General features: G+C 71.9%; 16 protein-coding genes. 6 read left to right on the top strand and 10 right to left on the bottom strand.

Annotated features, from left to right (window positions below):
* Positions 1-54 precede the first annotated feature (54 nt).
* From ACTWJ8_RS25795 to ACTWJ8_RS25780, 4 genes are read right to left on the bottom strand one after another with little or no spacing between them, the layout of a single operon-like run.
* Positions 55-684: a GTP-binding protein gene (locus ACTWJ8_RS25795; RefSeq protein ID WP_356373983.1), complete on the bottom strand. Its 630-nt coding sequence runs from the start codon at positions 682-684 to the stop codon at positions 55-57.
* The gene (locus tag ACTWJ8_RS25790) at positions 665-1,123 is read right to left on the bottom strand and encodes a DUF742 domain-containing protein (RefSeq protein WP_356373984.1); all 459 of its coding nucleotides are present in this window, start codon (positions 1,121-1,123) and stop codon (positions 665-667) included. The genes ACTWJ8_RS25795 and ACTWJ8_RS25790 overlap by 20 nt, the downstream gene beginning before the upstream one ends.
* Positions 1,120-1,626 carry a roadblock/LC7 domain-containing protein gene (locus tag ACTWJ8_RS25785; RefSeq protein ID WP_356373985.1) on the bottom strand — a complete coding sequence of 169 codons (507 nt, stop codon included), beginning with the start codon at positions 1,624-1,626 and terminating at the stop codon, positions 1,120-1,122. Before ACTWJ8_RS25785 ends, ACTWJ8_RS25790 begins: the two co-directional genes overlap by 4 nt.
* Positions 1,623-4,442, bottom strand: a complete 2,820-nt coding sequence (locus ACTWJ8_RS25780) for a sensor histidine kinase (protein WP_443260390.1) — start codon at positions 4,440-4,442, stop codon at positions 1,623-1,625. Before ACTWJ8_RS25780 ends, ACTWJ8_RS25785 begins: the two co-directional genes overlap by 4 nt.
* Before the next feature lie 378 nt (positions 4,443-4,820).
* On the opposite strand from ACTWJ8_RS25780, the gene ACTWJ8_RS25775 reads away from it, so the two are divergent.
* Entirely contained in the window at positions 4,821-5,609 is a 789-nt protein-coding gene (locus ACTWJ8_RS25775; RefSeq protein ID WP_443260389.1) for a protein phosphatase 2C domain-containing protein, read from the top strand.
* Between the two features lie 25 nt (positions 5,610-5,634).
* On the opposite strand, the gene ACTWJ8_RS25770 is transcribed toward ACTWJ8_RS25775, so the two are convergent.
* Positions 5,635-6,135 carry a MarR family winged helix-turn-helix transcriptional regulator gene (locus ACTWJ8_RS25770; RefSeq protein ID WP_356373988.1) on the bottom strand — a complete coding sequence of 167 codons (501 nt, stop codon included), beginning with the start codon at positions 6,133-6,135 and terminating at the stop codon, positions 5,635-5,637.
* 211 nt (positions 6,136-6,346) lie between these two features.
* On the opposite strand from ACTWJ8_RS25770, the gene ACTWJ8_RS25765 reads away from it, so the two are divergent.
* On the top strand, positions 6,347-7,186 hold the full coding sequence (locus ACTWJ8_RS25765; protein WP_356373989.1) for a lysozyme: 840 nt from the start codon (positions 6,347-6,349) through the stop codon (positions 7,184-7,186).
* 57 nt (positions 7,187-7,243) lie between these two features.
* On the opposite strand, the gene lon is transcribed toward ACTWJ8_RS25765, so the two are convergent.
* Positions 7,244-9,655, bottom strand: a complete 2,412-nt coding sequence (lon, locus tag ACTWJ8_RS25760) for an endopeptidase La (protein ID WP_443260388.1) — start codon at positions 9,653-9,655, stop codon at positions 7,244-7,246.
* A gap of 187 nt (positions 9,656-9,842) precedes the next feature.
* Between lon and ACTWJ8_RS25755 the strand changes: the two genes are divergently transcribed.
* The 4 genes from ACTWJ8_RS25755 (at position 9,843) to ACTWJ8_RS25740 (ending at position 16,507) form a co-directional block, all read left to right on the top strand.
* Positions 9,843-10,535 carry a spermidine synthase gene (locus ACTWJ8_RS25755; RefSeq protein WP_443260387.1) on the top strand — a complete coding sequence of 231 codons (693 nt, stop codon included), beginning with the start codon at positions 9,843-9,845 and terminating at the stop codon, positions 10,533-10,535.
* A 93-nt stretch (positions 10,536-10,628) separates the two neighbouring features.
* Positions 10,629-11,366, top strand: coding sequence for a response regulator transcription factor (locus ACTWJ8_RS25750; protein WP_356373992.1), 738 nt, complete (start codon positions 10,629-10,631; stop codon positions 11,364-11,366).
* On the top strand, positions 11,363-12,478 hold the full coding sequence (locus tag ACTWJ8_RS25745) for a HAMP domain-containing sensor histidine kinase (protein ID WP_443260386.1): 1,116 nt from the start codon (positions 11,363-11,365) through the stop codon (positions 12,476-12,478). Before ACTWJ8_RS25750 ends, ACTWJ8_RS25745 begins: the two co-directional genes overlap by 4 nt.
* Positions 12,479-12,718: 240 nt before the next feature.
* Positions 12,719-16,507 (top strand): multifunctional oxoglutarate decarboxylase/oxoglutarate dehydrogenase thiamine pyrophosphate-binding subunit/dihydrolipoyllysine-residue succinyltransferase subunit, encoded by a 3,789-nt coding sequence (locus ACTWJ8_RS25740; protein ID WP_356373993.1) that lies wholly within the window; start codon positions 12,719-12,721, stop codon positions 16,505-16,507.
* An 89-nt stretch (positions 16,508-16,596) separates the two neighbouring features.
* Here ACTWJ8_RS25740 and fxsT read toward each other — a convergent pair whose 3' ends face one another.
* From fxsT to fxsA, 4 genes are all read right to left on the bottom strand, one after another.
* The gene (gene fxsT / locus ACTWJ8_RS25735; RefSeq protein WP_443260385.1) at positions 16,597-19,608 is read right to left on the bottom strand and encodes an FxSxx-COOH system tetratricopeptide repeat protein; all 3,012 of its coding nucleotides are present in this window, start codon (positions 19,606-19,608) and stop codon (positions 16,597-16,599) included.
* 141 nt (positions 19,609-19,749) lie between these two features.
* On the bottom strand, positions 19,750-21,180 hold the full coding sequence (locus ACTWJ8_RS25730) for an aKG-HExxH-type peptide beta-hydroxylase (protein ID WP_443264992.1): 1,431 nt from the start codon (positions 21,178-21,180) through the stop codon (positions 19,750-19,752).
* An 8-nt stretch (positions 21,181-21,188) separates the two neighbouring features.
* Complete coding sequence (locus ACTWJ8_RS25725) at positions 21,189-22,394, bottom strand: FxsB family cyclophane-forming radical SAM/SPASM peptide maturase (protein WP_443260384.1); 1,206 nt, start codon at positions 22,392-22,394, stop codon at positions 21,189-21,191.
* A 150-nt stretch (positions 22,395-22,544) separates the two neighbouring features.
* Positions 22,545-22,721 (bottom strand): FxSxx-COOH cyclophane-containing RiPP peptide, encoded by a 177-nt coding sequence (fxsA, locus tag ACTWJ8_RS25720; RefSeq protein ID WP_356373997.1) that lies wholly within the window; start codon positions 22,719-22,721, stop codon positions 22,545-22,547.

Here is a 22,721-nt window from a genome sequence, read left to right as displayed (position 1 = left end):
GCCTTCTTAACTGCCGTAACTAATGTGGGGGGCGGGCTTGACCACTATGCGGGTTCACTCGGGTGTGACGTCCAGCGCGTGCCCGACCAGTGCGAGAAGCGTCTCGATCGCCGCGATGCGGCGCCGCGCGTCCATGATCAGCACCGGTACGTGCGGCGGCACGGTGAGCGCCTCGCGCACGTCGTCGGGCGCGAACTCCGGCGTCCCTTCGAAGTGGTTGACGGCCACGACGTACGGCAGCCCGCAGCTCTCGAAGTAGTCGAGCGCGGGGAAGCAGTCCTTGAGGCGGCGGGTGTCGGCGAGCACGACCGCCCCGATCGCCCCGCGCACCAGGTCGTCCCACATGAACCAGAAGCGCTGCTGGCCCGGCGTGCCGAACAGATACAGGACGAGGTCGTCGTCGAGCGTGATGCGGCCGAAGTCCATGGCGACCGTGGTCGTGGACTTGCCCGGCGTCGCGGTCAGATCGTCGGTGGCCTCGCTCGCCTCCGTCATCAGCGCCTCGGTCTCGAGGGGCTGGATCTCGGACACGGCGCCGACGAGCGTCGTCTTGCCCACGCCGAAGCCGCCCGCCACGATGATCTTCGTGGCGACGGGGGCCCGGGTCCTGTCGGTCTGCCAGGCCTGCAACTGCTCTTCCTCCTCGGGCAGTCCGGCGAGGAGTTCAGAGGCGGCGGAGTCCACTCAGCACCCTTTCGAGGAGCGCCCGGTCCGGCTGTCCGGGGCCGTGTCCTGTTCCGTACACACGGATCTTTCCCTGGTCGGCGAGGTCGCTGAGCAGTACGCGGACCACGCCGAGCGGCATCTTGAGGAGCGCCGCGATCTCCGCGACCGTACGCATGCGGCGGCACAGCGCGACGATGGCGCGCATCTCCGGCATGATCCCGGCGAGTCCGCCCTTGCCCAGCTCGGGGCGTTCCTCGGGGCCCTCGATCGCCGCGGTGCTGGCGATGAACGTCTCGACGAGCAGGACGTGGCCGAAGCGGGTGCGGCCGCCGGTCAGCGAGTACGGGCGGACGCGGGCCGGCCTGCGGTCGGCACCGCGGGTGGGGAGCCTGCTCGAACCGTACGTTCTGGTGGTGCCGTTGGGCCCGGGTGCGCTGCTCGACGGGCTGGGGGTCATCGGGTGGCCTCCATGGACTGGCGCAGTTCGCTGCGGAGTTCGGGCGTCAGGACGTGCCCGGCGCGGCCGACGAAGAGCGCCATGTGGTACGCGACGACGCCCATGTCGCAGTCGGCGGCGGCATGCACGCCGAGCAGGGATCCGTCACTGATCGACATGACGAAGAGGCTTCCCTCGTCCATGGCGACCATCGTCTGCTTGATGCCTCCGCCGTCCATCAGCTTGGCGGCGCCGATGGTCAGCGAGCCGAGTCCCGCGACGATGGCCGCCAGGTCGGCGCTCGACCCTTTGGGGCCCGTGCTGGCTTCGGTGGTGGGGGCCTTGTCGTGCCGACCGGGGTCGGAGGAGAGCAGGAGCAGTCCGTCGGACGAGACGACGGCGACGGAGTGCAGCCCTGGCACCTCCTCCACCAGGTCGGTCAGCAGCCAGTGCAGATTGCGTGCCTCGCTGCTGAGACCGTTCAGTCCCTTGAGTCCGTTGAGTGCAGGGGTGGGCGCAGTCAACTGCTTGCCTCCTCGGCTGTGTCCCCCTCGGCTTCACTTCTACGTCCAGGGTCGTCTGCGAGCTCCGCGGTCACGTCGCGGCGCCCCGCGGTGGCGCCGCGGTGGAATCCGCCGAGCTTGCGGCGCAGCGCCTCCGCGTCCACGGAGCCGGTGCGCGGCTTCGGGGCGGCGGCGGGGGCGGCCACCTTCGGGGTGCGCTTGGGCAGGCCCTTGGCGGTGACGCGCTCTTCCGGTTCGGGCTGCGCGGGGTGCTCGGCGGGGTGCTCCGCGGGTTGGTCGTGCGGGGTGCGCGGGTGCGGAACATCCGCCACGGGTGCGGGCTGCGGTTCCGCGACGGGCTCGGGTGCGGGTACGGGCTCCGGTGCGGGCGGCACCGGCGCGCCCAGGCCCATGGTCGTCTCGGCCGGTGTCTCGGCGGGGGCCTCGACCGCCTGGAAGGGTTCCGGCTCGGGGGCCGGCGTCGGCTCAGGGGTCGGTTCCGGTTCCGGTTCCGGCGACGCGAACTCGGCGAGCGTCTCCTCCACCGGCTCCGAGGACTCCCGGACCGCCTGCTCCGCCGCCTCGATCAGCGGGTCGCCGGTCGGCAGCGCCGGGTCCGGCACCGTACGGCCGTGCAGCTCGTTCGAGTTGGCCTCCGCCTCGGAGCCCGCCTGGCGGACCGCGGGGGCCGCGCCCGGGACGAGGACGGCGGGCGGCACCGACGCCGCGGGCGCCTGCGCGAACAGGGACGCGGGCAGCACGGCGACCGCCGCGACCCCGCCCTGCTTCTGCTCGCGGAGCCTGACCCGCACGCCGTGCCGGACGGCGAGGCGCGCGACGACGTACAGGCCGAGCCCGAATCCGTCGACGTCCTCAGGGTCGTGCGCCTCCTCGGCGGTGAACGACGAGAGGCGCGTGTTCAGCTCGCGCATCCGGTCGTCGGTCATCCCTATGCCCTCGTCCTGCACGGAGAGCATCACCGCGCCGCTCTCCAGGAGCCAGCCGGAGACCTCGACGGAGGCGTCGGGCGGCGAGAACGACGTGGCGTTCTCCAGGAGTTCGGCGACGAGGTGGCTGAGGTCGTCGGCGGCGAACCCGGCGATGTGCGCGTGCGGCGGCAGCGCGGCGATCCGCACCCGCTCGTACCGCTCGATCTCGGAGACGGCGGCGCGCACCATGTCGACGAGCGCCACGGAGCCGCCGTGCTGGGCCCCGCGCTCGGTGCCCGCGAGGACGAGCAGGTTCTCGCTGTGCCGCCGCATGACGGTGGCGGAGTGGTCGAGCTTGTAGAGCGTGGCGAGCCGGTCGGGGTCCTGCTCGCGCTCCTCCAGGTTCTCGATGATGCCGAGCTGCCGCTCGACGAGTCCGAGGGTGCGCAGCGCCAGGTTGACGAACGTGCCGTGGATGGAGTGCTTGACGCGGTCCAGCTTGCGGGCGGTCTCGGCGAGTTCGCCGCGCAGCTGGTCCCGCTCGTCCGCCATCCGCTGGCGCTCGCCGATGAGGTGCTTGCGGTCGGACTCCAGGGTGCCGATCCGGCCGTGCAGCGCGACGGCGTGCGCGTGCAGCGCGTTGATGGAGTCGACGACCTGGGCGAACTCGTCGTTGCGGCCCTTGTACTTGACCGGGCCCTCGGCCGCCGGGTCGCCGGCGACGCGGGCGGAGCCGATGCGCAGCGCGGCGAGCGGGTGGGTCAGCGAGCGGGCGGTCGCCATGGCCACGCCGACGGCGACGAGCAGGCAGACGCCGACGAGCGCGATGCGGATCTCCAGCGCGGTGACGTCGTCGTCGCGCAGCTGCTCGAGGCGCTTGATGCGCTGGTCGCCGAGGGCCGCCTCGGCGCCCCGCATGAGGTCGATCCGGGAGGTGAGGGCGGCCTCGACGCTCTTGGCGTTGTACCCGAGTTCGGCGTCGCTGAGCGTCGGCGCGTCGGCGAGGTGCTTGAGGTACGTCTCGGCGCGCGTGACGTCGGGGCCCGTGACGGTGGAGTCGTAGGCGCTGACGGCGGCGTCGGTGCCGGAGTCGTGGAAGTCGTCGAGCGCGGCCTGTTCGCGCACCCGGGCGCGCTGGCCCTCGGCGCTGAGCGCGTCGCGCTGCCCACCGGCGGCCGCGGACTGGCCGACGACCGTCCTGGGCAGCCCCGTCGCCGGGTCGACACGGGTCGTGGTGGTGCGCGGCACGGCGAGCGCGGAGAGCAGCAGTCCGCGCGCGGCGGATGCCTGCTCGACGGCGCGGTCGAGGTCGGCGAGCGCGTAGGCGCCGGAGCCCGCGCGGGCCGGTATGCGCTCGGCCAGGTCCTCGGCGAGCGCGAGGAGTTCGCCGATGGAGCGGGAGTACGCGGTGTGCGCCTCAAGGGCCGAGCCCTTGCCGGTGAGGGCGGAGCGGCGGACGGCCGCGACCTCGTCGAGGTCCTTGCGCAGCGCCGCGGGGGCGTCGACACGCAGTTCGTCGACCTGCCGGTCGACGCGGGCGCCGCGCTCCTCGCTGAGGCCCTGCCCTTCGGGGCGGCCCGCGGCGATGAAGCGGGTGACCTCGTCGCGCTCGTCCGCGAGCGCGTGCGAGAGGGACAGCGCGGCCTGGGTCTGCTGCGCGTCGTCGACGAGGGACTGGGACTCGCCCACGCGGTCGGACGCGCCGATGATCACGGGTGCGCCGGCGCCGACGACGGCGGCGGCGACCACGGCCACCGCCACGATCAACCGGTTGCGGACCCGCGCGCGCTTGCCGCGGCCCGGACCCGTGCGGCTCACCTCGGGCGCCCCGACCGGCGCGGCATCACCCGACACGCCCAGCCCACTGGCCCCATTACCGCCGGAGGTGTTCCCCACTGATGCTCGCATTCCTGACTCGTCCTACCCATGGGTCCGGGTGACGCTGCGTCAACACCTGTGACCCTCTGGCCTGGCCCCTGACCCTTCCAGTGCCGTTGAGGAGGGGGCGCCCATCACCTCGCCCGCCACCCGAAGGAGTGAACATCGAGCGGGAGTTGGGGAGCAAGTTCCGGGGCGGCGATCACCCTCTGTCAACCGCGCGCGGGTTGGACGTCTTCCACGGCCTTTGGCAGGATGCCCCGCCACACCCCCGACGGAAGTGATCATTCCGCGCATACCCGGCGTCCGGCGCTCCCATGCGTCCCCGTACCGGATCGGAGCGGGCGGGGCCGGCCCAACTCGCGGTGTCGCACCGCCCCGTGAGGGCGCCTCATGCAGACTGACCGCATGCGCATCGAACTGACCACCGAGCCGGGCGACCCCGACCGACCGAACGAGGACTACGTATCGGTGGTTGCACCGGCCGCGGGGCTTGGCGGTTCGCTGGTCGTGCTCGACGGGGTCACTCCCCCGCCCACCGACGACGGCTGCCGGCACTCGGTGCCGTGGTTCACCGCGCGCCTCGGCGGGGCGCTGGTCGAACTGTCCGTTTCACGCCGGGATCTGAGCCTCGCGGACGCGCTCGGGGCGGCGATCGCCCGCACCGCGGAGGCCCACCGCGACACATGTGACCTTTCTCACCCGCGTACGCCTCAGGCGACCGTCGTGCTGGCCCGCTGGGACGCGGAGCAGGTCGAACATCTGGTGCTGTCCGACTCGGCGTTGCTCGTCGAGGCCCCGGACGGCGGGGTCACGGCGCTCCTGGACGACCGACTGGACCGGGTGCCACGCGCCAACCTCGTCTCGAACGAGGTGGCCGACGCCACGGTGCGCAACAAGGAGGGCGGCTTCTTCACGGCCGCCGCCGACCCGTCGGTGGCGCGGCGTGCGGTGACGGGGACGCTGCCCCGCACCGACGTACGGGCGCTCGCCGGGCTGACGGACGGTGTGACGCGCTGGGTGGAGAAGTTCCACGAGGGCGACTGGGCGGACCTGTTCACCCTCGTCCGCAAGGAGGGCGCGCAGGCGGCCGTGGCCCGGGTCAGGGCGCTGGAGGACGCGGACGCCGAGAGCCGCACGTATCTGCGCCGCTCCAAGACGCACGACGACGCGACGGTGGCGTACGTGGAGCTGTGAGCCGCTCGCCGCGGGCGACGGGCGGCTATTCGGCGCCGGCGTTCAACTGGTGCAGCAGCCGCGCGAGTTCCGCGACTTCCTTGCGGTCCCAGCCGTCGAGCTGCCGTACGTAGCGCATCCGGCGCGCGTCCCTGACCCGCCGGAAGTGCTCGCGCCCGTACTCGGTGAGGGAGATCAGCCAGGCGCGGCCGTCCGCGGGGTCGGGCTCGCGGCCGACGAAGCCGAGCTCCTCCAGGGCGCGCAGCTGGCGGCTCATCGTGGCCTTGCCGACGCCGATGTACGCGGCGAGTTCGGTGGCCCGCTGCGCCCCGCACTCCTCCAGGCGGACGAGCAGCCCGTACGCCGCCGGTTCGAGGTCGGGGTGGACCTCGCGGGCCATCTCGCCCGAATTGGCCCTGGCCCGGCGCAGGAAGACGGTCAACTCGCGCTCCAGGGCGAGGAACTCACCGTCCACAGCCGTCGGCGCGCCGGCGGCTCGCGGTTCGGATTCCGCGCTCCGCCGCCCGCCGTTTCCGTCTTCGCGCACGTCAGCACCTCTGAAAGTTTTCGCCCATCACGGTCATCACCGCAGTTCCACCAGTATTTCGCAGGAGTAGACCAACGGCACACACCGGCCCCTCTTCCCACCGGGGGTCTACGTGCGTAGCGTTTTTACCGCTGCCGGTCGTGGCATGCACACACCATCAAGCGCTCGGGCGCCACCGCACGTCACCCCACACCGTTTCCGGAGGCCGCTCATGCCCGTGCACAGACCTGTCATCAACCGTCGCAGACGCGGGGCCCGCCTCGGCGTCGCCGGCACCCTGCTCGCCGCGCTCTCGCTCCTCCTCACTCTGCCAGGCGCGGCGCAGGCCGCCGACAGGCCCGCCCGGGGCGAGGCCTACATGGGCATCGGGGTCGCCGCCCACGACGGCGTCGGCTCCCGGCCGCCCACCAGCTCCATCGCCGCCACCCAGACCGAGGGCGTCGACGTCTCCAGCCACCAGGGCAACGTGGCCTGGTCGACGCTCTGGAACAGCGGCGTGCGCTGGGCCTACACCAAGGCCACCGAGGGCACGTACTACACGAACCCGTACTTCGCGCAGCAGTACAACGGCTCGTACAACGTGGGCATGGTCCGCGGCGCGTACCACTTCGCGACGCCCGACACCGCGAGCGGGGCCACCCAGGCCAACTACTTCGTGGACCACGGCGGCGGCTGGTCGAGGGACGGCAAGACGCTCCCCGGCGCGCTCGACATCGAGTGGAACCCGTACGGCGCGGCCTGCTACGGCAAGACGCAGAGCGGCATGGTCACCTGGATCCGGGACTTCCTGAACCAGTACAAGGCCCGCACGGGCCGTGACGCCGTCATCTACACGGCGACCAGCTGGTGGACCCAGTGCACCGGCAACTACGGCGGCTTCGCGGCGAACAACCCGCTGTGGATCGCCCGCTACGCCTCCACGGTCGGCACGCTCCCGGCCGGCTGGAGCTACTACACCATGTGGCAGTACACGTCGTCGGGCCCGACGGTCGGCGACCACAACAAGTTCAACGGCGCCCTCGACCGCGTCGTGGCGCTCGCCAACGGCTGACGCGGAAGGGCCCGGGCGACGCGTCGGCGTCGCCCGGGCCCTCACCTGGTACGGCCGTCAGGCCGCGACCGGCACCTCCAGGTCGGCGGAGGCCGGCGCCAGGGCCAGTTCCAGGACCTGGCGGACGTCGTTCACCGGGTGCACGTCCAGCTTCTCGAGGACCTCGGCCGGGACGTCGTCCAGGTCCGCCTCGTTCCGCTTCGGGATGATCACCGTGGTGATCCCGGCCCGGTGCGCGGCGAGCAGCTTCTGCTTCACGCCGCCGATGGGCAGCACGCGCCCGGTCAGCGACACCTCACCGGTCATCGCCACGTCCGTACGGACCAGGCGCCCGCTCAGCAGGGACGCGAGGGCGGTCGTCATGGTGACGCCCGCGCTCGGCCCGTCCTTCGGGACGGCGCCCGCGGGGAAGTGGATGTGCACGCCGCGCTCCTTCAGGTCGGCGACGGGCAGCTCCAGTTCGGCGCCGTGCGAGCGGAGGAAGGAGAGCGCGATCTGCGCCGACTCCTTCATCACGTCGCCCAGCTGCCCGGTGAGGGTCAGGCCCGCGGCTCCCGTCTCCGGGTCGGCGAGCGACGCCTCCACGAAGAGCACGTCGCCACCGGCCCCGGTGACCGCGAGCCCGGTCGCCACGCCCGGCACGGACGTGCGCCGCTCGGCCGGGTCCTGCGCCGACTCGGGCACGTGGTGCGGGCGCCCGATGAGCCCGCGCAGATCGCCCTCGCCGACGGTGAACGGCAGCTCACGCTCGCCGAGTTCGTGCTGCGCCGCGACCTTGCGGAGCACCCGCGTCACGGACCGCTCCAGGTTGCGGACGCCGGCCTCGCGCGTGTACTCGCCGGCCAGCTTGCGCAGCGCGTCGTCGCCGATGGTGACCTCGTCGGCCGCGAGTCCCGCGCGGTCCAGCTGGCGCGGGACCAGGTGGTCGCGGGCGATGACGACCTTCTCGTCCTCGGTGTAGCCGTCGAGGCGGACCAGCTCCATGCGGTCGAGCAGGGCCTCGGGGATGGCCTCCAGGACGTTCGCCGTCGCCAGGAACACCACGTCGGACAGGTCGAGCTCGACCTCCAGGTAGTGGTCGCGGAACGTGTGGTTCTGCGCCGGGTCGAGGACTTCGAGGAGGGCCGCCGCCGGGTCGCCCCGGAAGTCCGAGCCCACCTTGTCGACCTCGTCGAGCAGGACCACCGGGTTCATCGACCCGGCCTCCTTGATGGCGCGCACGACGCGGCCCGGCAGGGCACCGACGTACGTACGCCGGTGGCCGCGGATCTCCGCCTCGTCGCGGACGCCGCCGAGCGCGACGCGGACGAACTTGCGGCCCATCGCGTGCGCGACGGACTCGCCGAGCGAGGTCTTGCCGACGCCGGGCGGGCCGACCAGCGCGAGCACGGCGCCCCCGCGCCGCCCGCCGACGACGCCGAGGCCGCGGTCGGCGCGGCGCTTGCGCACGGCCAGGTACTCGGTGATGCGCTCCTTCACGTCGTCCAGGCCCGCGTGCTCCGCGTCGAGGACGGCGCGGGCGCCCTGGATGTCGTACGCGTCCTCGGTCCGCTCGTTCCACGGCAGTTCGAGGACGGTGTCGAGCCAGGTGCGGATCCAGGAGCCCTCGGGGGACTGGTCGCTGGACCGCTCCAGCTTGTCGACCTCCTTGAGGGCGGCCTCGCGGACCTTCTCGGGCAGGTCGGCGGCCTCGACGCGGGCGCGGTAGTCGTCGGACTCCTCGCCCTCGTCCTTCTCGCCGTTCAGCTCGCGCAGCTCCTTGCGGACCGCGTCGAGCTGGCGGCGCAGCAGGAACTCGCGCTGCTGCTTGTCGACGCCCTCCTGGACGTCCTTGGCGATGGTCTCGGCGACGTCCTGCTCGGCGAGGTGGTCGCGCAGGTGCTGGGTCGCGAGCTTGAGCCGCTCCACCGGGTCGGCGGCCTCCAGCAGCTCGACCTTCTGGGCGGTGGTGAGGAACGGCGAGTAGCCGGAGTTGTCGGCGAGCGCGGACACGTCGTCGATGGCCTGGACGCGGTCCACGACCTGCCAGGCGCCGCGCTTCTTCAGCCAGTTCGTGGCGAGCGCCTTGTACTCCTTGACCAGCTCGGTCACGGCGCCGGGCAGCGGGTCCGGCACCTCCTCCTCGACGGTCAGGCCCTCCACCCACAGGGCGGCGCCGGGACCGGTCGTGCCCGCGCCGATGCGGACGCGGCCGACGCCGCGGATCAGCGCGCCGGGGTCGCCGTCGGCGAGGCGGCCGACCTGCTCGACGGTGCCGAGCACGCCGGTGTTCGCGTACGTGCCGTCGATCCGCGGAACAAGCAGCACCTTCGGCTTGCTGGGTCCGGTACGGGCGGCGGCCTGGGCGGCCTCCACCGCGGCGCGTACGTCGGTGTCGTTCAGGTCCAGGGGCACCACCATTCCCGGCAGTACGACCTCGTCGTCGAGGGGCAGCACGGGCAGGGTGAGCGGGTTGGACGTCGAAGCCATGATCTCCCCTTCGGCAGTCAAGTTGAGCTATGTCGACTCAATGCTCGGGAGCCCCCAGATGTTCCTGCCGGACTGTTCGCTGTCAGCGATCACCGGCAGAGCCCGGGGCGATCACGGTCTGTGACGCGCGCCATGTGAGACGTGGGACACAGAAAAGCCCGGCGGGGCGGCGGGACGGTCCGCCAGAATGGCGACCATGACGACCTTGCAGTACCCGGATCCACCCGTCGTCCTCGACCGCCGCGAAGGGCCCTTCGGCGAGGTGGTCCTGCGCCGCCACGGCGACCTGCTCCAGATCATCGCCAACGGCACGTTCCTGATGGACACCTCCGACGGCCGCTCCGAGCGGCGGCTCGTCGACGCGGCGCTCGACGCCCTGGACGACCGCGAGCGGCCGCGCGTCCTCATCGGCGGCCTCGGTGTCGGCTTCTCCCTCGCGCACGCCGCCGCGAACCCCCGCTGGGGCCGCGTCACCGTCGTCGAGCGCGAGCCGTCCATCGTCGACTGGCACCGCACGGGGCCGCTCCGCACCCTCTCCGCCGACGCCCTCGCCGACCCCCGCACCGAGATCGTCGAGGCCGACCTCGTACGGCACCTGGCGACGACCACGGACACGTACGACGCGCTCTGCCTCGACATCGACAACGGCCCCGACTGGACCGTCACCGAGGACAACGACAGCCTCTACGGGCCCTCCGGGCTCGCCACCTGCCGGGACCGACTCGACCCGGGCGGTGTTCTCGCCGTATGGTCCGCACAGCCGTCAGCAAATTTCGAAGAAACCTTGCGGAATGCCGGATTCCAGGCGGTGCGCACCGAAGAGATCCCGGTTGTCCGGGGCGTCCCTGACGTGGTGCACCTCGCACTGAGGCCCACGTAGCCGACCGGCGGTAACTCCCCGTACGCTGACGTCCGAAACCCGATCATTCAAGCGTCAAGCGCGTCACGACGGCGCGCACTCAGGGGCGGGGCGATGGAGCAGACACACACCTCCCACAACACCACCACGACGAGCCAGGGTGCCCAGCGACGGGTCCTGGTCGTCGAGGACGATCCGACCATCGTCGACGCCATCGCCGCCCGGCTGCGCGCCGAGGGATTCCTCGTGCAAACCGCGCAGGACGGCCCGGCGGCGGTGGACACGGCCGAGGCCTGGCAGCCCGACCTGCTGATCCTCGACATCATGCTGCCCGGCTTCGACGGCCTGGAGGTCTGCCGCCGCGTGCAGGCCCAGCGCCCGGTGCCGGTGATGATGCTCACGGCCCGCGACGACGAGACGGACATGCTCGTCGGCCTCGGTGTCGGCGCCGACGACTACATGACCAAGCCGTTCTCCATGCGGGAGCTCGCGGCGCGCGTGCACGTGCTGCTGCGCCGCGTGGAGCGGGCGGCCCTCGCCGCCACGACGCCGCGCAGCGGGATACTGCGACTCGGCGAGCTGGAGATCGACCACGCGCAGCGCCGCGTGCGGGTGCGCAGCGAGGACGTGCACCTCACCCCCACCGAGTTCGACCTCCTCGTGTGCCTGGCGAACACGCCGCGCGCCGTCCTCTCCCGCGAGCAGCTGCTCGCCGAGGTGTGGGACTGGGCGGACGCCTCGGGCACCCGCACCGTCGACAGCCACATCAAGGCGCTGCGCCGGAAGATCGGCGCGGAGCGCATCCGCACCGTGCACGGCGTGGGCTACGCGCTGGAGACGCCGAACCCGTGAGCGACGGGGACCACCGGAACCCGCACCGGCCGCCGTTCAACCCCCAGTGGGCGTCCGGCGGTCTGCGCCCCTTCTCCGTGAAGGCGAAGCTGGGCACGCTCGTCGTCGTCTCGGTCTTCATCACCACGGGCCTGCTCATGGTGGCGATGTACACGGCGACGGAGCTGCGCTTCATCACGGTGTTCTCGATCATCGCCACGCTGCTGATCACGCAGTTCGTGGCGCACTCGCTGACGGCGCCGCTCGACGAGATGAACACGGTGGCCCGGTTCATCTCCAACGGCGACTACTCGCGCCGGGTGCGCGGCGCGGGCCGGCGCGACGAGATCGGCGACCTCGCGGTCACCATCAACCGCATGGCCGACGAGCTGGCCGCCCAGGACCAGCAGCGCAAGGAGCTGGTGGCGAACGTCTCGCACGAGCTGCGCACGCCCATCGCGGGCCTGCGCGCGGTCCTGGAGAACGTCGTCGACGGCGTGATGGCCGCCGACCCCGAGACGATGCGCACGGCGCTGAAACAGACGGAGCGGCTCGGCCGCCTCGTCGACACCCTGCTCGACCTGTCCCGCCTGGACAACGGCGTCGTCCCGCTGAAGGCCCGCCGCTTCGAGGTCTGGCCGTACCTGTCGGGCGTCCTGAAGGAGGCCAACATGGCGGTCTCCCAGCGCGCCGGACTCGCCTCGGGCTCCGGCACCCATACGCGTACGGACGTGCATCTGCACCTCGACGTGTCGCCGCCCGAGCTGACGGCGCACGCCGACCCGGAGCGCATCCACCAGGTCGTCGCGAACCTCATCGACAACGCGGTGAAGCACTCGCCGCAGCACGGCCGTGTCACCGTGCTCGCCCGGCGCGGCCCCTACCCCGAGTCCCTCGACCTCGAGGTGCTCGACGAGGGCCCCGGCATCCCGCAGTCCGAGTGGCACAAGGTCTTCGAGCGCTTCAACCAGGGCGCCGCCACCGGCGACAAGGGCGACGGCGGCACGGGCCTCGGCCTCGCCATCGCTCGCTGGGCCGTGGAACTGCACGGCGGGCAGATCCGGGTGGCCGAATCCGCTCGGGGCTGCCGGATCAAGGTCACCCTTCCGGGAGAGCCCGGAACGCAAAGTTGACGTAGGGTTTCGGTCAGGCAAGGGTCAAGAGCGCGCCGGGCACACACGAACACGCCGGGCGCGCATCCGAACGTACCGAAACCCCGGTTGTTTCCCGCCATTTCCCGGCCCGAAACACGACTTCCGATGTGACTTACGTGACGGATGACCGGCCCGGTCTGCACGTCTCGTCAATGGAGGCGTAGCCTTTATTCCCGCTGTCCATCACCTTGTGAGAAGCGGAAGAGGGCGGTTACCGCCGTGTCGCCACAGTCCCCCAGTAACTCGAGCATCTCCCCCGAGACCGACCAAGCCGGGCAGGGCAAGAACCCTGCCGCAGCGTTCGGCCCCAACGAGTGGCTCGTCGACGAGATCTATCAGCAGTACCTCCAGGACCCGAATTCGGTTGACCGAGCCTGGTGGGACTTCTTCGCCGACTACAAGCCAGGTGCCGCGGCCGCGGGGGCCGCGACGACCCCGAAGCCGGCCGAGAAGCCCGCGGCCCCGGCCGCGCCCGCGGCGCAGTCCCCCGCGGCGCCCGCGAAGCCCGCAGCCGCAGCTCCCGCACAGGCTGCCGCTGCTCCCGCCACGGCGAAGCCGGCCGACGCCGCGCCCGCCCAGGCCGCGAAGCCCGCCACCCCTGCACCGAAGAAGGCTGAAGAAGTGACGACCGAGGCCCCTGCCGGCCCCGAGCTCGTGACGCTGCGCGGTCCCGCCGCCGCCGTCGCGAAGAACATGAACAAGTCCATCGAGGTCCCCACGGCGACGTCCGTGCGCGCGGTCCCGGTGAAGCTGCTGTTCGACAACCGCATCGTCATCAACAACCACCTGAAGCGGGCCCGCGGCGGGAAGATCTCCTTCACGCACCTCATCGGGTACGCGATGGTGCAGGCCATCAAGGCCATGCCGTCGATGAACTACTCCTACGCGGAGAAGGACGGCAAGCCGACCCTGGTCAAGCCGGACCACGTGAACTTCGGTCTGGCCATCGACCTGGTGAAGCCGAACGGCGACCGCCAGCTCGTCGTCGCCGGCATCAAGAAGGCCGAGACGCTGAACTTCTTCGAGTTCTGGCAGGCCTACGAGGACATCGTCCGCCGCGCCCGCGACGGCAAGCTGACGATGGACGACTTCTCCGGCGTGACGGTCTCCCTGACCAACCCCGGCGGCCTCGGCACCGTGCACTCCGTGCCGCGTCTGATGCCCGGCCAGTCGGTCATCATGGGCGTCGGCTCCATGGACTACCCGGCGGAGTTCCAGGGCACCTCCCAGGACACCCTGAACAAGCTCGGCATCTCGAAGGTCATGACGCTCACGTCGACCTACGACCACCGGGTCATCCAGGGCGCCGCCTCCGGCGAGTTCCTGCGCATCGTCGCGAACCTCCTCCTCGGTGAGAACGAGTTCTACGACGAGATCTTCAAGGCCCTGCGGATCCCCTACGAGCCGGTCCGCTGGCTCAAGGACATCGACGCCTCCCACGACGACGACGTCACCAAGGCCGCCCGCGTCTTCGAGCTGATCCACTCCTACCGGGTCCGCGGCCACGTCATGGCCGACACCGACCCGCTCGAGTACCAGCAGCGCAAGCACCCCGACCTCGACATCACCGAGCACGGGCTGACGCTCTGGGACCTGGAGCGCGAGTTCGCCGTCGGCGGCTTCGCCGGCAAGTCGATGATGAAGCTGCGCGACATCCTCGGTGTGCTGCGCGACTCGTACTGCCGCACCACCGGCATCGAGTTCATGCACATCCAGGACCCGAAGCAGCGCAAGTGGATCCAGGACCGCATCGAGCGGCCGCACGCCAAGCCGGAGCGCGAGGAGCAGCTGCGCATCCTGCGCCGCCTGAACTCGGCGGAGGCCTTCGAGACCTTCCTGCAGACCAAGTACGTCGGTCAGAAGCGGTTCTCCCTGGAGGGCGGCGAGTCCGTCATCCCGCTGCTCGACTCGGTCATCGACGCCGCCGCCGAGGCCCGCCTCGACGAGGTCGTCATCGGCATGGCCCACCGCGGCCGCCTGAACGTGCTGGCGAACATCGTCGGCAAGTCGTACGCGCAGATCTTCCGGGAGTTCGAGGGCAACCTCGACCCGAAGTCGATGCACGGCTCCGGCGACGTGAAGTACCACCTGGGCGCCCAGGGCACCTTCACCGGCCTGGACGGCGAGCAGATCAACGTCTCGCTGGCCGCCAACCCGTCCCACCTGGAGACGGTCGACCCGGTCATCGAGGGCATCACCCGCGCCAAGCAGGACATCATCAACAAGGGCGGCACGGACTTCACGGTCCTGCCCGTCGCCCTGCACGGTGACGCGGCCTTCGCGGGCCAGGGTGTGGTCGCCGAGACGCTCAACATGTCGCAGCTGCGCGGCTACCGCACGGGCGGCACGGTCCACATCGTCATCAACAACCAGGTCGGCTTCACCGCCGCCCCGGAGTCCTCGCGCTCCTCCATGTACGCCACGGACGTGGCCCGCATGATCGAGGCGCCGATCTTCCACGTGAACGGCGACGACCCCGAGGCCGTCGTCCGCGTTGCCCGACTGGCCTTCGAGTTCCGCCAGGCGTTCAACAAGGACGTCGTCATCGACCTCATCTGCTACCGCCGCCGCGGTCACAACGAGTCGGACAACCCGGCGTTCACGCAGCCGCTGATGTACGACCTGATCGACAAGAAGCGCTCGGTGCGCAAGCTCTACACCGAGTCCCTCATCGGTCGCGGCGACATCACCCTGGAAGAGGCCGAGCAGGCGCTCCAGGACTTCCAGGGCCAGCTGGAGAAGGTCTTCACCGAGGTCCGCGAGGCCGTCGCGCACCCGGCGGCCGCCGAGGTCCCCGACCCGCAGGCCGACTTCCCTGTGTCGGTGCAGACGGCGATCTCCCAGGAGGTCGTCAAGCGCATCGCCGAGTCCCAGGTCAACATCCCGGACCACGTCACCGTGCACCCGCGTCTGCTGCCGCAGCTGCAGCGCCGCGCCACGATGATCGAGGACGGCACGATCGACTGGGGCATGGGCGAGACCCTCGCCATCGGTTCGCTGCTCCTCGAGGGCACCCCGGTCCGCCTGTCCGGCCAGGACTCGCGCCGCGGCACCTTCGGCCAGCGCCACGCGGTCCTCATCGACAACAAGACGGGCGAGGACTTCACCCCGCTCCTCTACCTGTCGCCCGACCAGGCCCGCTACAACGTCTACGACTCGCTGCTCTCCGAGTACGCGGTCATGGGCTTCGAGTACGGCTACTCGCTCGCGCGTCCCGAGTCCCTCGTGATGTGGGAGGCGCAGTTCGGCGACTTCGTCAACGGCGCGCAGAGCGTCGTCGACGAGTACATCTCGGCCGCCGAGCAGAAGTGGGGCCAGACCTCCGGCGTCACGCTGCTGCTGCCGCACGGCTACGAGGGCCAGGGCCCGGACCACTCCTCGGCCCGCGTCGAGCGCTTCCTGCAGCTGTGCGCGCAGAACAACATGACGGTCGCCATGCCGACCCTGCCGTCGAACTACTTCCACCTCCTGCGGTGGCAGGTGCACAACCCGCACCACAAGCCGCTGGTGGTCTTCACGCCGAAGTCGATGCTGCGCCTCAAGGCCGCCGCGTCGAAGGTGGAGGAGTTCACGACGGGCGGCTTCCGCCCGGTCATCGGCGACGAGTCGGTGGACCCGAACGCGGTCAAGAAGGTCGTGTTCGTGGCCGGCAAGCTGTACTACGACCTGGAGGCCGAGCGGAAGAAGCGCGGCGTCACCGACACCGCGATCATCCGCGTCGAGCGTCTGTACCCGCTGCCGGGTGCCGAGCTCCAGGCCGAGATCGCCAAGTTCCCGAACGCCGAGAAGTACCTCTGGGCGCAGGAGGAGCCGGCGAACCAGGGTGCCTGGCCGTTCATCGCGCTCAACCTGATCGACCACCTGGACCTGGCCGTGGGCGCCGACGTGCCGCACGGTGAGCGTCTGCGCCGCATCTCGCGGCCGCACAGCTCGTCCCCGGCGGTCGGCTCGGCCAAGCGCCACCAGGCCGAGCAGGAGCAGCTGGTGCGCGAGGTCTTCGAGGCGTAAGGCCCCGAAGCCCGGCGAACAAGACCGAAGGCCCGGTCCCCATTCGAGGGGCCCGGGCCTTCGGCCTGTTCCGTGCCGCGCCGGGCGGCTCAGGTCACCTGCGGTTCGAAGTCCCAGTACGGCCGGTTGCGGGCCCGCGCCGACAGGGTGTGGACGTGCTGCTTGCCGAGCGTCGACGTGAGGTCGGACAGCGCCTCCTGCTCGGTCTTCTCCGCCTCCTGCCGGTTCCCGAGGCCCCGCAGGTCGGCCGCGTGCGCGACGCGGGCCGTGAGGGTGAGCGGGTGCGTGCGGCCGAGCGTCTCGGCGGCGCGGGCCGCGGCGGAGGCGCTCAGTTCGGCGGCGGACGCGGGGTCGCCGACGAGGTTGCGCAGCGCCGACGCGTTGACGGCGCAGCCCACGGTCCACGGGTGGCTCTCGCCGACCGCCGCCGCCATGTCGGCCATGGCCCGCTCGATCAGGTCGTGCGCCAGATCGCGCTCCCCCACGCTGCGCAGGATCAGCGCGTGGTTGGCGCGGGCCCCCGCGATGAACGGGTGCCCTTCGGCGAGCTTTTCCTCGTAGCGCGCGAGGATGTACTCGCTGGTCTCGCGGGCCTGGTCGATGTCGCCGTGCTCGCGGGCGAAGCAGCTGTGGCTGACGGCCGCGGCGAGGGTCTGCGGGTCGTTGTCCCCGAGCTGCCGCTCGTAGCGCTCGCGGACGCGGGTGAACAGCGGGCCCGCCCTGCCGTGGTCGCCGAGCCGGTACAGGCACTGGGCGAGGTTGTGCTCGGCGAGCAGGGTCTGCGGGTTGTCGCCGCCCATGACGATGCGGTACTCGCGGACGTTCTTGGACTGCATGGACTCGGCCTCGGTGTAGCGGCCGAGCAGCCGCAGGTTCGTCGCATAGTGGATCTCGGAGAACAGCGCCCAGGGGTGCCGGTTCTTGAGGAGCAGCCTGCGGGCCTCAAGGGTGCGCCGGTCGATGTCGAGGCTCTCCTTGTAGCGGCCCAGCAGGCGCAGCGCGAATCCCAGGTTGTTCAGGGCGTTGAGGGTGCGGGAGTCCTGTTCGCCGAGGAGTTCGCGGTAGGCCGGGTACAGCCACTCGTACAGCTCGCGCGCCTCCTCGTAGCGGCCGAGGCCCCACAGGTCGGCGCCGAGGCCGATGTTGGCGCGCAGGTAGTCGAGGTCGTCGGGGCCGCGCTCGGTGAGCAGGTGGGCGGTCGCGATGCGGCCGATCTCCTCGGCGCGCTGGTACTCGCCGGCGGCGCGCAGCAGGTTCGCGAGGTGGTACGAGAGGTCCCAGATGCGCTGGTGGGTGTCGCCGAGGGTGCGCTTCCAGGTGGCGAGGGCGCGCTCGCCGAGCTTGATGCCGGAGACGTACTCGCCGGTGAAGTACATGTAGCGCAGGCAGTTGAGGACCATGTTCTGGACCTTGCGGTCCTTGCTCTGCAGCACGTCGGCGTACTTCAGGTGCGGCACGATCGCCGCGTACTCGTCCCAGAGGCGCGTGTCGGTGGCGCGGCCGGGGTCGGCGGCGGCGAGCGCCCTGCGGACCACGTCGATGAACTCTCGGCGGTCCTCCTCGGGCATGTCCTTGTGCACGATCTGGTGGACCATGCGGTGCAGGTACAGGGATTCGCCGGAGGCCGCCGACTCGTCGCCGACCGTCTCGTGGGACTCCAGGCGGACGACGGAGTACTGGCGCAGCTGGTTGATCGCCTTGTTCCACAGCAGCGGGTCGTTGAGCAGCCCGGCGACCTGTTCGGGCAGTTCGTCGTGCGGCATCTCGCGCAGCAGGCGTACAGGGATGAATCCTGGCGCGAAGAACGTGCACAGGCGCAGCAGGTCGATGGACTCGGGGACGGTCTCGCGCAGCTTGTTGAGCAGTATCGACCAGGCGGTCTGGAAGGCGACGGGGAAGTCGGCGGAGACCTTGACGACGTCCTGGTCGATGCCGCCTTCGAGGAGCCCGATGTACTCCTCGACACTCATGTCCGAGTCGTTGAGCCAGCCGGCCGTCTGGTCGAGCAGCAGCGGCAGGTCCTCGAGGGCCTCGGCGAGCTGGTCGGCGTCGGGTTCGGTGAGCCGGGGCGCGCGGCGGCGCACGAAGGCGACGGACTCGTCGCGGGAGTAGACCGGCACCTCCAGGAGCTTGCTGTTGTGCTCGCTCCACTCGGGGTTCCTGGAGGTGATCAGGACGTGTCCCGGGCCGGTGGGCACGAGGTCCCAGATCTGGTCGGGTTCGTCGGCGCCGTCCAGGACGAGGAGCCAGCGCCCGTAGGGGTCGCCGCGGCGCAGCGCGTCGCGGACGGCGCGCAGCCGCTCGCCGTACTCGGGTCCGGTGGACAGGCCGAGCTTCGGCGCGAGTTCGGCCATGAGGCGGCGGTACGTGACCCGGCCCTCGGCGTTGACCCACCACACGACGTCGTACTCGGAGCCGAAGCGGTACACGTACTCGGCGGCGAGCTGGGTCTTGCCGACGCCGGACATGCCGTGCATGGTCAGCACGCCGGCGCCTGGCTCGGAGCCCTGGAGCAGGTGGTACGCGTCGTTCAGCAGCGGCTCGCGGCCGGTGAAGCGGGTGTTGCGGCGGGGCACGCCGCCCCACACCTCGGGCATCGCGGCGGGGAAGCGGGGCCCGCGGCGCTCGCCGGCCGCGGGCTCGGGCAGCAGGTCCGTGGGAAGGTCGAGGCGGTCGAGGAGGCGGCGCTCGGCCTCGTCGGCGCCCATGTTCGTGAGCTGCGTCGCGGCGAGCACGGTGGCCGCGGTGGGCAGCGGCGCCGTGGTCACGGATACGGCGGCGAACCGGTCGGCGTCGGGGGCGACGACCTGGCGCAGCGCCGTGTTCCACTCCTCGTGGGTGCGCGGCCCGAGCTGGAAGTACCACTCGCTGACGACGACGAGGACGCGGCCCTCGGCGAGCTTCAGGTCGCCGAGGAGGTCGGCGAGCGGTACGTCGGCGCGGGAGTCCCAGCGGGCGTACACGACGCGCAGTCCGCGCCGCTCGAGCCGGTCGCCGATCCAGGCCGCCCAGGCGCGGTTGAACCCGGCGAAGCTGATGGTGACCGTGGATTTCGCGGCCCCCTTGCCGGCGGCTCCGACCGGCCTACGGATTCCAGACATGCAGCGGCCTCCCGGCACGTAATGGTAGAACCTCGGCACGACACCGCGACAGGGACGGAACGGCCCTGTCTCGGCTCCGCTCGCCGCGGTTCCATCCCTTCCCCCTCATGTGCCGATCTTCTCTCCAACCGGCGCCAAAAATCACCCAGTTGACCGCATCCGGCGCCCCGAGAACAGGGTGCGGGCCGCGTCCACGTAGGCACGCGCGCGTGCGGTGTGGCCGCGGGGCGGCCGGTGCTCGTCGAGCCGTTCGTACGTGGCGACCATCCGGTCGACGAGGCGGCGGCCCTGCGGGGTGAGGTCGGTGGAGCCGACGACGGCGGGCAGCGCGGCGCCCACCTGCTCCTTGCAGCGGGCGTGGACGGCCCACGCCGACTCGCGTTCGGCGGTCCTGGTGAGGTGGAGGGCGCGCCGCTGGAAGAAGTCGGCGAGCGCCAGGTGCGAGTAGGCGCCCTGGAGCAGCCCGTCGAAGGGGCGCGGGTCGGGCCGCCAGGGCGCGAAGTAGCGGGCGGCGCCGCCCGCACGGTGCAGCGGGACGAGCTGGGCGACGGTGACGAGCTTGGTGTGCTGGAGTTCGTGGACGAGCGTCGCGGCGAAGACGGGCGCGGTGGGCGGTGTGCTGCTGAGGACGGCGCCGAAGGCCTCGCGCCGGGTGCCGCTGCACGTGCTCGCGGTGGCGTCGTGCGGGTCGGAGCCGGGCGGCGGGGCGAGCGGGACGAGGCAGCGCAGCAGGGTGACGGCTTCGGTGAGCCGTTGTTCGCCGCCGAGGCGGAGTTCGGCGGCGGTGCCCGACCAGGCCTGGAGCCACCGTTTGCGTTCGGCGTCGTCGAGGGTCGCCGGTCCGCCGGCGCCCCGGTAGTGCGCGCCGTCCTCGGCGCCGCGGTACGGGTCGAGGTCGTCGAGCGGAGTGGGCGCGGCGTCGGCGGTGAGGCCGGGAAGGGCGTGGGCGGGCGTCCAGGCCGGGTCGTCGGACCAGGCGCCGATGCCGCGCTCCAGGCGGACGACGACGGGGGTGCCGCACGGTTCGCGGATCTTCAACTGGCCGTACCTGTACGTGACTTCGTACGCCGTGTCGTCGGGCGCGGATGTACGCAGCGCGCCGATCGAAGGCAGGACGAGGGCGCCGTCGCGGGGTGTCAGGCGGACGGTGAAGGGGAGGTTCGCGCGGGCGGCGGCGGCTGCGGCGACGGTGCCGAGGTGGGCGAGCTCCCCGGCGAGCCGGCGGCTCCGCTCGGGCGCTCCCGGGCGGGTGGGGTCGGTGCGCAGCAGCGTGAGGCAGCGCTGGGCCCACGGGCCGACGAGGGGGTGCAGGAGGCGGGTGCGGGCGGGCGACGCGGCGGGCGACTGCGCCGTGGCGTCGGCGGCCTCCAGGAGCGCCCAGTCCTCCGCGATGCGCCTGCGGGCGGCGGGCGGGCACAGCCGGGGGTCGGCGTCGGCGGTGGCGTCGAGCACGGCGCGCAGCGCGAGGAGTCTGCGGGTGTCCTGGGCGCGGACGAGCAGCGCGAGGGCCTGCGGGCCGCCTTCGGTGCGGCCGAGTTCGGTCAGGGCGTGGTCCGGGAGTTCCGGAAGCATGACGGAGGTCAAGGGGAGTCCCCTTCGCGGTGGGCGGCGGGCACCGTGTCCGCGGTGAGCACCGCCGCCACGTGACGGATGAAGCGCTGCAGGTCGGCGCAGTACACGGACGGGTTGGCGAATCCGTGTCCCGCGCGGTAGCGGTGGGCGTACTGGCCGCCGCCGCAGACGTCGAGCAGGGGGCAGGCCCGGCAGTCGGCGGCGAGCGCGGCGGCGCCCGCCTGCCGGGCCGCGACGGCGGGGTGGGCGAGCGCAGCGTCGAAGTCGTGCCGGAAGACGTCGAGTCCGGTCCACGCGGCGCCGTCGTAGGCGGACTTGAGGGAGTCGACCTGCTCGATCGTGCCGTCGGTCTCGACGACGACGGCGTCGAACGGGGCGAGGCCGAGGGCCTCCACGGACGAGGGCAGGCCGAGGAGCAGCGCGAGGCACTCCTCGAACAGCCGCACCCGGGTCTCCCGGCGTCCCGCGCCCCACCAGCGGTCGAAGACGGCGCACAGCCAGTCGCCGTACGTGCTGCCGCTCGGCTCCCAACGGGGCGGCGGCGCCGTCCAGTTGCCGTGCGGAAGGAGCAGGTCGAGGGCCGGAGGGCGGAGCGCGAGCAGCGACTCGTAGGTCTCGACGGGGTCCTGCGTGGGGTCGATCACGGCGAGGATCCCGGCGTACGTCTCGGGGAAGCGCTCGGCGGTCAGTCGGGCCCCGCGGGCGGCGGCGGGCCAGGAGGGGCGTCCCGCGCGGTCGACGCGGCGGGCGTTGTGGGCCGCCAGGCCGCCGTCGAGGCTGATGCCGACGCGGACGCGGTGCGCGGCGAGGGTCGCCAGGCGCGGGGCGGTGAGGAGGGTGGCGTTGGTCTGCACGACGGCGTGCACCGCGCAGCCCTCGGGGACCCGCTCGCGCACGAGGTCGGTGAAGCGGCCGAGCGTGGCGGCGCCCGCGAGGAGCGGTTCGCCGCCGTGCAGGACGAGCGAGAGGTGCGGGAGCGCGTGCACGCGCGCGTGCTCGGCGATCCGGGTCGCGGTGCGGTCGAGGACCTCGGGCGGCGCGGCGGCGGGGCGCTCGGCCCAGGTGTGGTCGGGGCCCTCGTACAGGTAGCAGTAACGGCAGGCGAGGTTGCAGCGGCCGTGCACCTTCACGACGAACTGCCGGAAGGGAACGGGCCGTTGGTGCGGTGGCCTGACGGCACCTTCGGAGACTCCAGCCACTCCGGTACCCCCCATGCCGGGCGCCCGCGGCACGGGCTCGCGCGTACGGGGCGCCTTCCCGGCGGGGCGCGCGGCACAAACGTGGTCGGTTCAACGTTGTCCGGTTCGCTCGCGCGCGGCGACCGAAACCGGCTCCGCGCGCGGGGCTTCGCGTCACGGACCCCTTCAGAGGGCGCTGTTGAACCCCCAGAGCATCTCGCCGGGCCGCTCCTCGCGCTCCCGCAGGTCCGCGAGCACCTCGTCCAGGACGGGGTGCCGGGCCTCGCGCAGTTCGGCGAGGCTCAGTGCGGTGAGGTCCGGGCACGGCTCGGCCGGCTCCCGCTGTGGCTCCTGTGCGTGCAT

This window comes from Streptomyces sp. SDT5-1 (genome assembly GCF_052245995.1).
Lineage (GTDB): Bacteria > Actinomycetota > Actinomycetes > Streptomycetales > Streptomycetaceae > Streptomyces.
Note: the sequence above shows the minus strand (reverse complement) of the source record. Positions and strands in the feature narration are given on the sequence as shown.